Raw genomic sequence first — 13713 nt, 5'->3', positions numbered from 1 at the left:
AAGCGAGTCCTCGGACAATGAGAGTAGCGCGGAGCTTCGCTCCGCGGACACTTCGAGCGGGCGGAGCCTGCGAGAAGGCGGTGACGGCGAGGTGATCGTCCGGCGCAACGACGCTATCGATATCGAAGGGATCCGCAAACTCGATCCTGACGCGATTGTCATCTCGCCGGGACCGGGAACGCCCGAGCAGGCCGGCGTCTCGATGCCGATCTTCGAACAGCTGTCGATCCCGACGCTGGGCGTCTGTCTCGGGCATCAGGCGCTGTGTGCGGCACACGGTGCGCCAGTCAGCCACGCTCAAGATGTCGTCCACGGCAAGCCGTCGACGATCACACACGATGGACGGGGGATCTTCGAGGGGTTGCCAACGGCGTTCGAGGTGGGCCGGTATCACTCCCTGGCCGTCGAGCGAACGGCACTACCGGGCTGCCTGGCAGAAACAGCACGTACCGACGACGAGCGTTCGATCGTCATGGCCGTTCGTCACGAGTCACAACCGCACGTCGGGGTGCAGTTCCACCCCGAGAGCATCCTGACGGATCATGGAAAGCAGCTGCTCGCGTCGTTTTTCCGGGAATACGCGTGATGAGCGGGGGTCAGGAATCGTCGGACGACAGGAACCGCTGCCCGATCGCGTCCGCGAGATCAGTGAGGTAGATTCCCCCCCACAGTGCGACGAGAATCCCGCCGATGGTGTTGTAGACGAGGTCCCACAGCGTATCGTAGACGCCGTACTGCGTGAGGACTGATGTCGACCCCAGGGAATCGCCCATGATGCCGAGCGCGAACTCCAGTAGCTCCCAGAGGACGCCGAAGGCGAGCACGAACAGCAGGATGATAACGGCGATGAACTTCGACGGGAGATACACGTCCTCGGAGTGTTCGTCTATCGCCCGCACGGTCGCGTAGCCGGCAGCGGCCACGACCGACGCTGACAGGGCGTGGGTCATGTGGTCCCACCAGGGAATCTCGGAGTAGAATTTCGCACTCTGTCCCGGGATACCGACGGTCCCGAGCGCGTGCAGGAACGCGGCACTAGTGATCCACAGCGTGATCCGTGGATCCATCGGCAGTTCGAGATCGTTTTCGAGAATCGACGGAATGCGAGCGACCAGCAATGACACGCCCGTGTTGACCATAATGCCAGTGCTGCCTCGCTCGACGCCGATGAAGAACAATCCGACGAGCGACACTTCCATCAGGCGGGTCAACTGTGCTTGCCGGCGTTCCGACAGCCGAATCCGTGAGCCCAGCCCGCTCATTGATGGTCACCTCTGTGCTGCAGTTCGTCGATGTCCTCCAACATCGTTTCGACCGAGTCCTGGCGCCATCTGAAGTACAGCGTGAACGTTACGCCCGCGACAACGCCTGCAACGGCCGAATAGAGCCACTCGTACATCAGGTCGTCGTTCGTCGTAATGTAGCTGGTGCCAGCGTACACGTCGAATCCCCACTGTAGAAGCCCCCACAGGGCGGCTGAGGCCAGGGTTGCAACGACCACGAGTACAACCGCAAACCACGGTGGAAACCGGATCGACGTGAACGACTGTAACTCGACGGCGAGGACCAGAGCGACTGCGGCCATCGCGAAGTACACCGTGGACTGTCCGGACAGCCGTGGCGCGCTGATCGCGATCCCGATGATCGGCAGCGCGGCCATCAGCAACACTTCCCAGGGGAGCATAACGTACGGTGAGCGATACGCCACCGGGGGAAGCAGGGCAAGCGCGAGGACGCCAAGCGCGAAGACGGACCACAGCGGCCCAGTCGAGACGACGATGCCGACGGCGGTCCCGGCCAGCACCACGACCAGCAGCCACCCCAGTATCGCGTTGCGGCGGCTGTCGTAGAGCAGCTTTTCGAGTTCGGAGGCAGCCATATATGTGTTCTGTACATGCCCACTGTTAAAATTCTGTGTGACCCGGTCGATCTTCGACGATCAGCCGACCACGAGTACGTAAACCGCGCCGTAGCTACACAACGCAACGGTCACGCCGCCGAGAGCGGCGAACGCGGCTTCGAACGGCGACGGATAGCGTTCGAGGAACCGGTCCAGGTCTATCGACACGGGAGTGAGCCAGGATCGCCGAAGCGACCCAGCGTCCTGACGGGCGAGCGAGTGTCGGCGAAGTCGAGACTGCTGTCTCAGGAGCCTGGTCACTGGGTTCGCGGTGATCGAAAAGACGCCCACGAGTAGCCCGAGCCCCAGGATCGTAAACACGAAGTGATACGACACCTCCAGCGTCGGCGGTGTGAGAACGATCGCGGCCACCCCGTATACAGCTCCGATGAGGGCGCGGCGTTCGAACAGCGCCCTCAGTGGCCGGCCGGAGACGCGTGCAATCGCGAGCGCCGCGAGCCAGATAACGGCCAATTCGAGTGCGAACGCACCGAGCAGGTGGACCGTCGGATCGGTGTGTAGCAACACCGTCTGCTCGAAAACGTGCAGATCGAGCGGATACAGCAGCCGCGGCGGATCGCCGGTCACCAGGTCACCCCACGGATGGGACAACAGCCCGGCAGTCGCGACGAGTGCGATCGTCAGCCCAGACAGATCCGTCCGCGTGCGGGCGAGTCTGGCGATGACCAGTCCGGCGGCGACGAACGTCCCAACCACGATCGCCCCGGCGAGACCGCTGTAGACCCATGCCGCCCAGATCAGCGACAGGAGGATGACGCTCGCAACCGCACGAACAGCGAGCCACCCGCGAGACGTGCTCGTACCGGCAGCCCAGGCGCCGAACGCGGGGCCAGCCGCGAGCGAGATGAGCAGTGAATGCGTAATCGACCGGTGGATGGCACGACTGGCGTCCCAGAAGACGCTCGGCTGGCGCAGTGTGTCGGCGCTCAGCCGGCTGACGTCGAGGGCGACGACCGTGTATATCATGTCAGCGTCCGGAATAGCAGCGAACGCACCGGCAACGAGACCGAGTGTCAGCGCCCGACGGGCCGACCAGCCTCGCCAGTCCGCGACGAGCGTCGCGAGGCCGAACGCCAGCAGTGCGTGTCCGACGAACACGGTGTTGGTAGGTGGCCTGAGCGTATAAGTTTCTCGCGACCACGTGTGGTCACACCCACAGACACGACCCTTTTTGGATGCCCGTGGTGTAGGGAGAGATATGTACGTCCGGGACGCCAAGAACCGCGAAGAAGTCTGGCTGCTCGATCGGATCGAAGAGATGAGCCTGGACGAGACGGCCTTTCGATCGCGCGATTACGTCATCGCGATCGACGAGGAGACGAACGAGAAAGCCGGGTTCGGACGAATCCGGATCCACAAGGGTGACGACGACCCCATCTGTGAACTGACAAGCATTGGTGTCCTCGGAGCGTGGCGCGGCCAGGGCGTCGGCGCACACGTCATCGAGCGACTGGTCCAGAAAGCGAGCGACGAGGACTTTTCGGTCGTCTACTCGTTGACTGACCAGCCGGAGTATCTGGCTCAGTTCGGTTTCGAACCGGTCGACGCCGAGACACTCCCCGGGAAGTTACAGGATCGACTGGCCGAAAAGCGCGAGTCGATTCAGCCCGACGCCGTCCCGACCCGGCTGCGGGTCGATGAGTTCCAGGTACCGTCGGACCGCCGTGAGGCGTTCAAGGCGGCTGATGCGGACGTGGAGGAGGAACCGACCGAATCCCCCGAGGACTTCGGGATCGACCCGGACGAGGCGACGTACAAATACGACACCAGCTAGCGTCGCGCAGCGACCCTGACAACCGGACGCCGACGCGTAGGCAAAGTTATTTCATTCGTGGACCGCTTACCGAACTACGATGAGCGACAAGGGGGTCGACGAGAGCAAGCGGGCGACGCTGCGACGGTTCGCAGCACTCGGCACCGCGGGCTCGATCGCTCGCTTCGCGGGTGGGGCCGAAGCCACGGATGGCGATTCGGACGCTCGTGACGCCATCGTCGGGTATCTGGAGGCGACACCGGGCGCGCACTTCTCGAAGGTCCGTGACGATCTGCAACTGGGGACCGGCGAGACACAGCACCATCTCCGGCAGTTGATCGATACCGGCACAGTCGAGAGTCACGAAGATGGGGAGTACCGACGGTTTTTCCCTGCGGATCGGTTCGGCGCCTTCGAGAAGACCGCGCTATCGTATCTCAGGCGTGAGACCGCTCGCGGGATGCTGATCGCGCTTCTTGAAAACCCCGATGCGACCGGCGGTGACCTCGCAGAGGCCGTCGGAGTCTCCCGGCCGACGATCAGCAAGCGCGCGAGCGAACTCGAGACAGTTGGGCTTCTCGATCGAATGGACGGCTACCGGGTCGTGAACCCGGAGACAGTGCTGCTGTTGCTCGTTCGATACGCCGACTCGTTCGACGCGGACGCGACGGCGTTCGCTCGCGACGCCGCATCGGTCGTCAGTTACGATCCGCAGCCGTAGCTGGTCCGATTCGGAAGGATTCAGCCGCCAACGTGGTCCGGATCGATGACAGTCACGATGGGGCAACTTTTTGCTCGCGGGGACCCGAGCCGGCGATATGGGAACTGACGCTGACGCCATCGAGTTCGGCACCGACGGCTGGCGAGCGACGCTGGACGTGTTCACGAAACCACGCGTTCGGATGGTCGGACAGGCAGTTGCGACGTATCTCGAAGACGGCCCCGTCGCGGTCGGCTACGACGCCCGTGACAGCTCGCGAGGGTTCGCCGAGGAACTCGCTCGGACGCTGGCCGGCAACGGCATCGAGGTGCTGTTGAGCGACCGCGACTGCCCGACACCAGTCGTCGGCTGGACCGTCCGCGACCGTGATCTGGCGGGCGCGCTGATGGTCACCGCAAGCCACAATCCGCCGAACTACAACGGGGTCAAGTTCATCCCCGGGGAAGGCGCACCGGCGCTGCCCGACGTGACCGACCAACTAGTGGAGTTGCTCGCCGAACCCGATCCGGTCCCGGAGTCGGAATACGGGGCCGTTACCGAGACCGATCTCGTCGAGCCGTATCTCGAACACGCCCTGGAATTCGTCGACACCGATCTCACGGGACTGACCGTCGCGTACGACGCCATGCACGGCAGTGGCCGCGACGTGACCGGCGATCTCCTGGAGCGGGCCGGCGCGGACGTGATCGAACTTCGCTGTGAGCTCGATCCGGAGTTCGGCGGCACATCCCCGGAGCCGGAGGCCGATCGCCTGCACGACCTCATCCAGGAGGTCACCGAGGGCGAGGCCGACCTGGGGATCGCCAACGACGGCGACGCCGACCGGATCAGCGTCGTTACCCCCGAGGAAGGATTCCTCGACCCGAGCCTTCAGTACGCCGTCCTCTACGAATACCTCCTCGAGAACGGATCAGGGCCCGCCGTCCGGACGGTCTCGACGTCGAGTATCATCGACAAGGTCGCCCGTGAACACGGCGAGGAAGTCGTCGAGACCGCAGTCGGGTTCAAGTGGGTCGCCCAGGCGATGAAAGACCACGACGCCCTCATGGGCGGCGAGGAGTCGGGCGGGTTCGGTATCACGAGCCACCTCCGGAACAAGGACGGCGTCCTGATCGCGCTGCTCGCGGCCGCCGCCGAGGCCGAGCAGCCGATCGACGACCGGATCGCTGCCATCCACGACGAACACGGACACGTCTTCCAGGATCGCATCAGCGTCGCCTGCCCCGACGAGCGCAAGGAGAGCGTTCTCGAAGAGCTCGACGGCGCCCTTCCCGAGGAAGTCGCCGGTGCGACGGTCGCGGACGTCAACACCGTCGACGGGTTCAAGATCACCTTCGAGGACGACAACTGGCTGCTCGTCCGCCCCAGCGGCACCGAGCCGAAACTCCGGGTCTACGCCGAAGCCGACAGCCCCGAACGGGTCGAAGAACTGCTCGACGCCGGCCGGGATCTGGTCGAACCGCTCGTCTAGACCGTTCGGACGCCACGCAAGCGCCCTGATTTTCGTTCGCGGATATCGAATCCCAGCGACTCGTAGAACGGCCGCACGCGCTCGTCGAAGTCGGCGACGACGCGTCCATGACCGTCGAGCAGCGTCTCGACCAGGGCTGTTCCGATTCCCTGGCTCTGTCGGCGCTTGCGGACGGCGATCGCGTCGATACGGACACCCGGATCTGCCGGACGCGCGACGATAGTGCCGAGAATTCGGTGGTCTTCGACGGCAACGAGCGTCCGCCCGTCGCTGATGCTCTGTCGAATCACGTCACGGTCGGTTTCGAGGACTGCAGCGTCGAGCATCGTGAGGATCGTATCGATCTCCGTCGGCTCCGCCGGTCGCACACGGGCCATAGCTAACCGCCCTGAACGAGCCGGAGCACCCGGACGTGATCGACTTCGACGGACTGGTCCTCGGGGACAGGCTGGCCCTCAACGACGATCGAGACCTCGTGGCGACCGTACTCCAGCGGCTCCAGCAGGTCCACGTAGGTGTCGTCCTCGCCGAGTTCGACTTCGTGGGTCCCCTCGCCGACGACGTCGACGGTGACGCGCATACGGTGACGTACTCGCGAGCGAGTATGAGCGTGTCGTCCTCCTCCGGTCACTCGGACCGAGGACTCCCTGGGTCGTCCTCGCGGGGTTTATCACCAGTCGGGGCCACATCCCGGTCATGAGCGAAGACCAGTCCCAGTCGCGAGCGGGCCGGGAGGAGGTCTGGATCGAGAAATATCGCCCCCAGACTCTTTCGGAAGTCGCCGGCCACGAGGACATCATCGAGCGGCTGCAAAGTTACGTCGACCGAAACGACCTGAGCCACATGTTATTTTCAGGTCCTGCAGGTACGGGTAAAACTACCTCCGCGATGGCTATCGCCCGCGAACTGTACGGCGAGGACTGGCAGGACAACTTTCTGGAGTTGAACGCTTCCGACCAGCGCGGGATCGACGTCATCCGGGACCGCGTCAAGTCCTTCGCCCGGACTTCCTTTGGCGGGTACGAGTACCGGGTCATATTCCTCGACGAGGCCGACGCACTTACGTCCGAGGCACAGTCAGCGCTCCGCCGGACGATGGAGCAGTTCTCGAACAACGTCCGGTTCATCCTCTCGTGTAACTACTCCAGCCAGATTATCGATCCGATCCAGTCCCGCTGTGCTGTCTTCCGGTTCTCGCCGCTGGGTGATGCGGCAATCGAAGAGCAAATTCACCGGATCGCCGAGGCCGAGGGCATCGAAGTGACCGACGACGGCGTCGAAGCGCTCGTGTACGTCGCCGGCGGGGATATGCGCAAGGCGATCAACGGTCTGCAGGCCGCTTCCGTCACCGGCAAGGTCGTCGACGAGGACGCCGTCTTCGAGATCACCTCGACCGCCCGACCGGAGGAGATCACCGCGATGGTCGAGCAGGCCCTGGACGGGGATTTCACCGCCGCGCGCTCGGAACTCGATCGACTGTTGACCGATCAGGGCATCGCCGGCGGGGACGTGCTCGATCAGATCCACCGGTCTGTCTGGGAGTTCGACATCGGCGACGAGGCCGCGGTCCGGATCCTCGATCGTGTCGGCGAGGCCGATTATCGGATCACTGAAGGGGCGAACGAACGGATTCAGCTCGAAGCGCTGCTGGCGTCGCTGGCGCTGGAAGAGTGACCTACTGTCCGGAGCCGCTTTCCATCACGGTCTGAAGCTGTGTCTCGACGCTATCGACGTCCGATTCGAGGTCGCGGATCCGGCCGTGTTGCTGTTCGTTTGCCGCCGCGATCTCTTCGACAGTCCCGGCGACTTCGTCCGCTCTGTCGGCGATCTCGTCGACCATGCTGGCGATCTCCTCGGCACTGGCCGCCTGGTCGTCAGTCGCGCTGGCGATCTCCGTCACACCCTCGTCGGTGTCCTCGATCGCTGTTCGGATCGACTGCTGGTTGTCAATGATATCTTCGAGTGCCGACTGGAGTTCCCCGATCGCGTCCCGCGTCCGCTGGACGCTCTCGGCGGAGTCGGTGGCCATCTCGTGGACTTCCTGTACCGTGGCTTCGACCTGATCGGCGTGCTCTTTCGACTCGTCTGCGAGCTCTTTGATCTCGTCGGCAACGACCGCAAAGCCGTCGTTGTTCCCCTCGCTACGGGCGGCCTCAATGTTGGCGTTCAGTGCCAGCATGTTCGTCTGATCGGCGATATCGTCGATCACGGCGACGAACTCCTCGATCTCGTCGATACGTTCACTGAGTCGACTGACGTCCGCGGCTGCCGACTCGGACTCATCGACGACTGACTCGACCCGGCCGGTCATCTCTGTTGCCGTCTCGGCGGACTCGACGGCCAGATCGGTCGCCTCGCTGCTCCGGGAACTGACCTCCTCAGCGCTGGACGCGATCTCCTCGATCGTCGCGCTGAACTGTGACACTTCCGCCTGGACAGCACCGAGGTCGTCGGCCTGCTCGTCGGCGAGGCCGCTGATCTCCTGGGACCGATCGGCGACGTTGCCAGCGGATTCACGGAGTTCCACGACGGACTCGTCGACGCGGTCGGAGAACTCCGTCTGCAACTCGTGCAATTGCTCGCGCTGATCGACGACATCAGTCACGTCCAATAGCAACTCGACTGCGCCAACGACCGAGCCGTCAGGCGACGTGATCGGGACTGCGATCGCCCGTGCGTGGACGGTCTGTCCGCTCGCGTCCTCGGCCGACCGGAACGATTCCTCGCGGACGGGTTCGCCGGTTCTGATGACTTCCTCTGCGAGCGTCTCTGACTGATCGTCCGTCCCGAACAGGTCGTAGGCGTTCATTCCGACCGCCTGGGTGGCAGGGACGCCGAGAAGTTCACTGACCGTCTCGTTCCACCGGGTGATCGTTCCGCCGGAGTCGACGACGAATGCGGCCTCCGGAAGTTCGTCGACGAGCGTCTCGAACGCATGCCGCCACAGTGTCGAATCGTCCGCAGAAAACATCGATCGTTCAGATTGCATCTTTTGTGACACTATCCGCGTTAGCTGAACCAGGTATATGAACGTTCGCACTAGTTATCCGATATGATAACGATCAGGTACTGTACCAGGGGTTCTCGTTCCTTCGATGTGATCGAACTACCATGGTTGTTCGGAAAAATCCGGCCGAACGGTCGGATATCTCACTATTTTTGGGAACCGTGAACATGCCCGCCCGGCTGGGAGCACCGCTGGTCCCGACGGAGCGAGACGTAGACGATAGCATCGATCGTTTCGACGTCTTCGGAGTCGAAATCGCTGGTCGACGCTGTAACGATCGGAACGGTTCAGTCGCACCGATAGCGTCCCCGTTTGAGATACCCGCGGGTGAACGGCAACGTCATATGATGTCTCGGCTATTCTCTCGCAGGTAGTCCTTCGTCATCACTCATACCCTTCGCCGCGAGTCGCGTGGTTCTGGGCGCGGTGGCTGTTGACACGTCTACTCGCCAACGGAACTGATTTAGGCGCGGACCGGGCAAGAGTACGCTAATGAGCGACCTCACCGAGGAATACCGGCTCGACTATTTCGAGGAGCACGGGTTCCAGCGCACGCAGTGTTCGGAGTGTGGGGATCACTTCTGGACGCTCGATCCGGACCGAGAGACCTGCGGCGAGCCACCGTGTGACGAGTACAGTTTCCTCGAGGATCCCGGATTCGACGAAACGCTCGAACTGGACGAGATGCGCGAGGCGTTCCTCTCGTATTTCGAAGACCGGGATCACACGCGCATCGATCCGTACCCGGTCGCCGCCAACCGCTGGCGCGACGACGTCCTGTTGACCCAGGCGTCGATCTACGACTTCCAGCCGCTCGTGACCTCCGGGGAGACGCCGCCACCGGCGAATCCCCTCGCCGTCAGCCAGCCCTGTATTCGGATGCAGGACATCGATAACGTGGGCAAGACCGGCCGTCACACCATGGCCTTCGAGATGATGGCCCACCACGCGTTCAACGCCAAAGAGGCGGTCGACGACGAGTACGCCTACGAGGGGGAGGTCTACTGGAAGGAGGAGACCGTCGAGTACTGCATGGGCCTGTTCGAGGAACTCGGCGCGGACCTCTCGGACATCACACTTATCGAGGACCCGTGGGTGGGCGGGGGCAACGCCGGCCCGGCCTTCGAAGTCATCTACAAGGGCGCGGAACTGGCAACGCTCGTCTTCATGCAGTTCGAGCAGGATCCCGACGGCGACTACGAGATGAAAGACGGGAACTCCTACTCGGAGATGGACACCTACATCGTCGACACCGGATACGGCCTGGAGCGGTGGACCTGGGTCTCTCAGGGCACCCCGACGGTCTACGAGGCCGTCTATCCCGAGATGATCGAGTTCCTCCGGGACAACGCCGGCGTCGAGTACACCGACGAGCAGGAAGCGATCGTCAACGACGCTGCCCGCCTCTCCGGGAATCTCGACATCGACGACGTCGACGACGTCGAGGCCGCACGCGGCGACATCGCTGCTGAACTCGGTGTCGACGTCGAGGAGTTGCGCGAACTAGTCGAGCCGCTGGAGACGATCTATGCGATCGCCGATCACTCCCGGACGCTCGCGTACATGCTCGGTGACGGAATCGTTCCGAGCAACGTCGGCTCTGGGTATCTCGCCCGGATGGTGCTGCGCCGGACCAAGCGACTGGCCGACACCGTCGGCGTCGACGCGCCGCTGGACGAACTCGTGGACATGCAGGCCGAGCGCCTCGGCTACTCCAACCGCGATACGATCCGGGATATGGTCCGCACCGAGGTCGAGAAGTACCGCGAGACGCTTGAGCGCGGCGGCCGGAAGGTCCGCCAGTTGGCCGAGGAGTACGCCGAGTCCGGCGATCCGATCCCTGTCGAGGAGCTGATCGAGCTGTACGACTCTCACGGCATACAGCCGGACATGGTGGAGGAGATCGCCGCCGAGCGCGGTGTCGACGTCGAGACGCCGGACGACTTCTATGCGCTCGTCGCGGATCGTCACGGCGGCGAGGACGACGAGCAGGCCGAGGAGTCCGTCCCCTACGAGGACCGTCTCGCCGAACTGCCGGAGACGGACAAGCTCTACTACGACGATCAGCAGCGGACCGACTTCGAGGCGATGGTGCTGGAAGTGTTCGACCGTGACGACGGACAGTTCGATATCGTTCTCGATCAGACGATGTTCTATCCCGAAGGCGGCGGCCAGCCTCCGGACAACGGAACCATTTCGACCGACGATGTCACCGCGGACGTCACGGATACGCAGACCTACGACGGCGTGATCGTCCACACGGCTGACACTGACCCCGGGAAGGGAGAGTTCGTCCGCGGGCAGATCGACGCGACGCGTCGTCGTCGGCTCATGCGCCATCATACGGCGACGCACGTCGTCATCCACAGCGCTCGGCAGGTGCTGGGCGAGCACGTCCGTCAGGCCGGTGCCCAGAAGGGGACCGACTCCTCGCGGATCGACATCCGTCACTACGAATCGATCACCCGCGAGCAGGTCAGGGAGATCGAACACCGCGCCAACGATCTCGTCATGGACAACGCCCAGGTCACCCAGGAGTGGCCCGACCGCCACGAAGCCGAAGAGGAGTACGGCTTCGACCTCTACCAGGGCGGCATCCCGCCGGGCGAGCAGATCCGGATCGTCCAGGTCGACGAGGACGTCCAGGCCTGTGGGGGGACACACGTCGCCCGAACGGGTGACGTCGGAACGATCAAGATCCTCGGCACCGAGCGCATCCAGGACGGCGTCATCCGGATCACCTTTGCAGCCGGTGACGCCGCCATTCAGGCGACCCAGGACACCGAAGACGCCCTCCGCGAGGCAGCCGACGTGCTGGACGTCAGCCCCCGGGAAGTCCCCGAGACCGCCGAGCGGTTCTTCGAGGAGTGGAAACAGCGAGGCAAGGATATCGAGGACCTCAAAGAACAGCTCGCGGAGGCTCGCGCGAGCGGCGGTGCCGACGCCGAGGAGATCGAAGTCGCCGGCACCACCGCCGTGATCCAGCGGATCGATGCCGACATGGAAGAACTCCGGGCGCAGGCAAACGCGCTCGTCGAACAGGGACGGATCGCCGTCCTCGGCTCGGGTGCCGACGGCGCTACCTTCGTCGTCGCCGTGCCCGAGGACGTCGAGGTCAACGCCGGGCAGGTCGTCGGCGAACTCGCCGGACGGGTCGGCGGCGGCGGCGGTGGCCCGCCGGACTTCGCTCAGGGCGGCGGTCCGGACGCCGACGCGCTCGACGATGCGCTGGAAGCAGCCCCCGAGATCCTGCAGGCTGTGACTGCCTCAGAAGAGTAATCCGTCGGTGAATATCACTGCCGAGGCGGTCGATTCTAGAAGCCGTCGGCGCGGTCGATCGACTCGGGCAGGTCCGCGAGCACGTCTTCGGGCCAGTCCCACAGCGCAACTGTGAACGACGCCCCAGGATTGCCGGAAACGAGCCGACGGATCCCCTCGCTCGCTGCGACGTAGGCCTGCCGTTCGAGGCGTTCCGGGACCTCCCCGTTTAGCGGATAGGTTTCCGCGAGGGCCGGTGGATACGGGCCGAACGGCGGAGTGACGGTCCAGCGCTCGTCGAACGTCTCCTCAAGCGCACCTCGGTCGCTGGCCAGCAGCACGTCACCGCTCACGTCGAACCGTTCGAGCCGCTGGTGGTGCCGACGCACCTCGGGCCGGCGCGCGCTCTCGGTCGAGACGTGGAAGAAGGCGTCTTTCGTGGTGGGATCGCTCGCTTCCAGCCGGTCGGCACCGTCCAGAAGCGCACGATAACCGTCGAGCATCGTCGGATGGTTGCGCGCTCGTGCTTCGACTAACTCCAGGAGGTTTCCGCGACGGATCGCTTGCTTGACCCGCCGCATCTCGCCGAAGGAGACGTGCAGGTTGTGTTCGGCGAGCAACCGCTCGGCTCGCGCGTCGTCCATCTCCCGCAGTTGCTCGGGTGTGTGCTCGCTACAGACCGGACACTCACACGGGAAGTATTCCAGGTCGGCGAGATGTTCGGTCCCGCGGACCGTCAGATAGCGTTCGTCGCGGGCGTACAGGGCGTACGCGGCCGAATCGAACAGGTCACAGCCCATCGCGACAGCGAGGGCGAACATCATCGGATGGCCCGCCCCGAACAGGTGGACCGGCGCGTCCCCGCCGAGGCCGCGTTTGACCGCGCCGACGATTTCAGCGATGTCGGCGTACCGATAGCTGTTCAGAAGCGGTACGACCGCGCCGATCGGGAAGACGTCCAGGCTCGTCCCGTCGGCGTGTTCGGCGGCCTGAGTCCGGAGGTCGCGATAGGTCGACCCCTGGATCGGCGCGTTGACGAGCATCTCGCCGACGTCGACGCCCTCGGCGATCTCCAGCCGTTCCTGGGTCGTCGCCAGTTCCCGCTCGGCCTGCTCGCGCTCGACGTCCGGCGGGGTCGGAATGTCGACCGGCGTCCCGATGTCGCTGCCGATCTCGCGCTGGAACTCCAAGATCTCGGTCGTCGTCACGTCGATCTCGCCGTATTCGGCCAGCTGGAAGGACCCGGAATCGGTCACGATTGCTCCCGAGAAATCGAGCAGGTCGTGCAATCCCTGCTGGAGGGCCGCCTCACGAAGGTCGTCGCTGCCGTGCAGGATGTAGCTGTTTGTGATCAGAATCTCCGCGTCGAACTCCGATTCGAGTCGGGCGGGCTCGATCGTCTGGACGTGCGGGTTGACCACCGGCATGAGCGCCGGCGTCTCGACGGTCACGCCGGCCCGCGGCACCCGTAGCTCGCCGATCCGAGCCGCTCCGTCGTAGGTCCGGACTTCGAACGCATCGCGCATTACCCGTCTCTCGTGGTGACTATTGTAAGTCAATTCCGCATCGATCGTTCCCGCGA

The 13713-nt window shown here is 64.1% G+C and carries 13 protein-coding genes; 6 read left to right on the top strand and 7 right to left on the bottom strand.

Features of this window, described 5'->3' with window-relative positions:
* Positions 1-67 precede the first annotated feature (67 nt).
* Positions 68-586: an anthranilate synthase component II gene (locus HSEST_RS14650; RefSeq protein WP_418886544.1), complete on the top strand. Its 519-nt coding sequence runs from the start codon at positions 68-70 to the stop codon at positions 584-586.
* A 10-nt stretch (positions 587-596) separates the two neighbouring features.
* On the opposite strand, the gene HSEST_RS07605 is transcribed toward HSEST_RS14650, so the two are convergent.
* The 3 genes from HSEST_RS07605 to HSEST_RS07595 are packed head-to-tail and all read right to left on the bottom strand — an operon-like array spanning position 597 to position 3019.
* A complete protein-coding gene (locus HSEST_RS07605) occupies positions 597-1262 on the bottom strand; it encodes a hypothetical protein (RefSeq protein WP_229120314.1) in 666 nt (221 codons plus the stop codon).
* Positions 1259-1879 (bottom strand): hypothetical protein, encoded by a 621-nt coding sequence (locus HSEST_RS07600; protein ID WP_229120313.1) that lies wholly within the window; start codon positions 1877-1879, stop codon positions 1259-1261. The genes HSEST_RS07605 and HSEST_RS07600 overlap by 4 nt, the downstream gene beginning before the upstream one ends.
* Positions 1880-1939: 60 nt before the next feature.
* Complete coding sequence (locus HSEST_RS07595; RefSeq protein WP_229120312.1) at positions 1940-3019, bottom strand: metal-dependent hydrolase; 1080 nt, start codon at positions 3017-3019, stop codon at positions 1940-1942.
* Between the two features lie 100 nt (positions 3020-3119).
* Here HSEST_RS07595 and HSEST_RS07590 point away from each other — a divergent pair, with 100 nt between their 5' ends.
* The 3 genes from HSEST_RS07590 (at position 3120) to HSEST_RS07580 (ending at position 5866) form a co-directional block, all read left to right on the top strand.
* Positions 3120-3695 (top strand): GNAT family N-acetyltransferase, encoded by a 576-nt coding sequence (locus tag HSEST_RS07590; RefSeq protein WP_229120311.1) that lies wholly within the window; start codon positions 3120-3122, stop codon positions 3693-3695.
* Positions 3696-3774: 79 nt separating this feature from the next.
* Positions 3775-4395: a winged helix-turn-helix transcriptional regulator gene (locus HSEST_RS07585; protein ID WP_229120310.1), complete on the top strand. Its 621-nt coding sequence runs from the start codon at positions 3775-3777 to the stop codon at positions 4393-4395.
* Positions 4396-4492: 97 nt separating this feature from the next.
* Positions 4493-5866, top strand: a complete 1374-nt coding sequence (locus tag HSEST_RS07580; protein WP_229120309.1) for a phosphoglucomutase/phosphomannomutase family protein — start codon at positions 4493-4495, stop codon at positions 5864-5866.
* Here the strand turns inward: HSEST_RS07580 and HSEST_RS07575 are convergent.
* Both HSEST_RS07575 and samp2 read right to left on the bottom strand, forming a co-directional pair.
* Entirely contained in the window at positions 5863-6243 is a 381-nt protein-coding gene (locus HSEST_RS07575) for a GNAT family N-acetyltransferase (RefSeq protein ID WP_229120308.1), read from the bottom strand. The two genes, HSEST_RS07580 and HSEST_RS07575, sit on opposite strands and share 4 nt — an antisense overlap.
* A 2-nt stretch (positions 6244-6245) precedes the next feature.
* On the bottom strand, positions 6246-6446 hold the full coding sequence (gene samp2 / locus HSEST_RS07570) for a ubiquitin-like small modifier protein SAMP2 (protein WP_229120307.1): 201 nt from the start codon (positions 6444-6446) through the stop codon (positions 6246-6248).
* A 116-nt stretch (positions 6447-6562) separates the two neighbouring features.
* On the opposite strand from samp2, the gene HSEST_RS07565 reads away from it, so the two are divergent.
* Positions 6563-7540, top strand: a complete 978-nt coding sequence (locus tag HSEST_RS07565) for a replication factor C small subunit (protein WP_229120306.1) — start codon at positions 6563-6565, stop codon at positions 7538-7540.
* Position 7541: 1 nt separating this feature from the next.
* Here HSEST_RS07565 and HSEST_RS07560 read toward each other — a convergent pair whose 3' ends face one another.
* On the bottom strand, positions 7542-8837 hold the full coding sequence (locus HSEST_RS07560) for a methyl-accepting chemotaxis protein (RefSeq protein WP_229120305.1): 1296 nt from the start codon (positions 8835-8837) through the stop codon (positions 7542-7544).
* A gap of 528 nt (positions 8838-9365) precedes the next feature.
* Here HSEST_RS07560 and alaS point away from each other — a divergent pair.
* Positions 9366-12152 (top strand): alanine--tRNA ligase, encoded by a 2787-nt coding sequence (alaS, locus tag HSEST_RS07555; RefSeq protein WP_229120304.1) that lies wholly within the window; start codon positions 9366-9368, stop codon positions 12150-12152.
* Between the two features lie 35 nt (positions 12153-12187).
* Here alaS and tgtA read toward each other — a convergent pair whose 3' ends face one another.
* Complete coding sequence (tgtA, locus tag HSEST_RS07550) at positions 12188-13657, bottom strand: tRNA guanosine(15) transglycosylase TgtA (RefSeq protein WP_229120303.1); 1470 nt, start codon at positions 13655-13657, stop codon at positions 12188-12190.
* Between the last annotated feature and the right edge of the window lie 56 nt (positions 13658-13713).

The sequence above is a fragment of the Halapricum desulfuricans genome (assembly GCF_017094465.1).
Classification (GTDB): domain Archaea; phylum Halobacteriota; class Halobacteria; order Halobacteriales; family Haloarculaceae; genus Halapricum.
This window is presented reverse-complemented; position numbering and strand designations above follow the sequence as displayed.

Excerpts from the sequence above, each read along its gene's own strand:
- HSEST_RS07600 (WP_229120313.1), bottom strand. The coding sequence starts at position 1,879 with ATGGCTGCCTCCGAACTCGAAAAGCTGCTCTACGACAGCCGCCGCAAC.
- HSEST_RS07560 (WP_229120305.1), bottom strand. The coding sequence starts at position 8,837 with ATGTTTTCTGCGGACGATTCGACACTGTGGCGGCATGCGTTCGAGACG.
- tgtA (WP_229120303.1), bottom strand. The coding sequence starts at position 13,657 with ATGCGCGATGCGTTCGAAGTCCGGACCTACGACGGAGCGGCTCGGATC.
- samp2 (WP_229120307.1), bottom strand. The coding sequence starts at position 6,446 with ATGCGCGTCACCGTCGACGTCGTCGGCGAGGGGACCCACGAAGTCGAA.
- alaS (WP_229120304.1), top strand. The coding sequence starts at position 9,366 with ATGAGCGACCTCACCGAGGAATACCGGCTCGACTATTTCGAGGAGCAC.
- HSEST_RS07565 (WP_229120306.1), top strand. The coding sequence starts at position 6,563 with ATGAGCGAAGACCAGTCCCAGTCGCGAGCGGGCCGGGAGGAGGTCTGG.
- HSEST_RS07575 (WP_229120308.1), bottom strand. The coding sequence starts at position 6,243 with ATGGCCCGTGTGCGACCGGCGGAGCCGACGGAGATCGATACGATCCTC.
- HSEST_RS07590 (WP_229120311.1), top strand. The coding sequence starts at position 3,120 with ATGTACGTCCGGGACGCCAAGAACCGCGAAGAAGTCTGGCTGCTCGAT.
- HSEST_RS07580 (WP_229120309.1), top strand. The coding sequence starts at position 4,493 with ATGGGAACTGACGCTGACGCCATCGAGTTCGGCACCGACGGCTGGCGA.
- HSEST_RS07585 (WP_229120310.1), top strand. The coding sequence starts at position 3,775 with ATGAGCGACAAGGGGGTCGACGAGAGCAAGCGGGCGACGCTGCGACGG.
- HSEST_RS07605 (WP_229120314.1), bottom strand. The coding sequence starts at position 1,262 with ATGAGCGGGCTGGGCTCACGGATTCGGCTGTCGGAACGCCGGCAAGCA.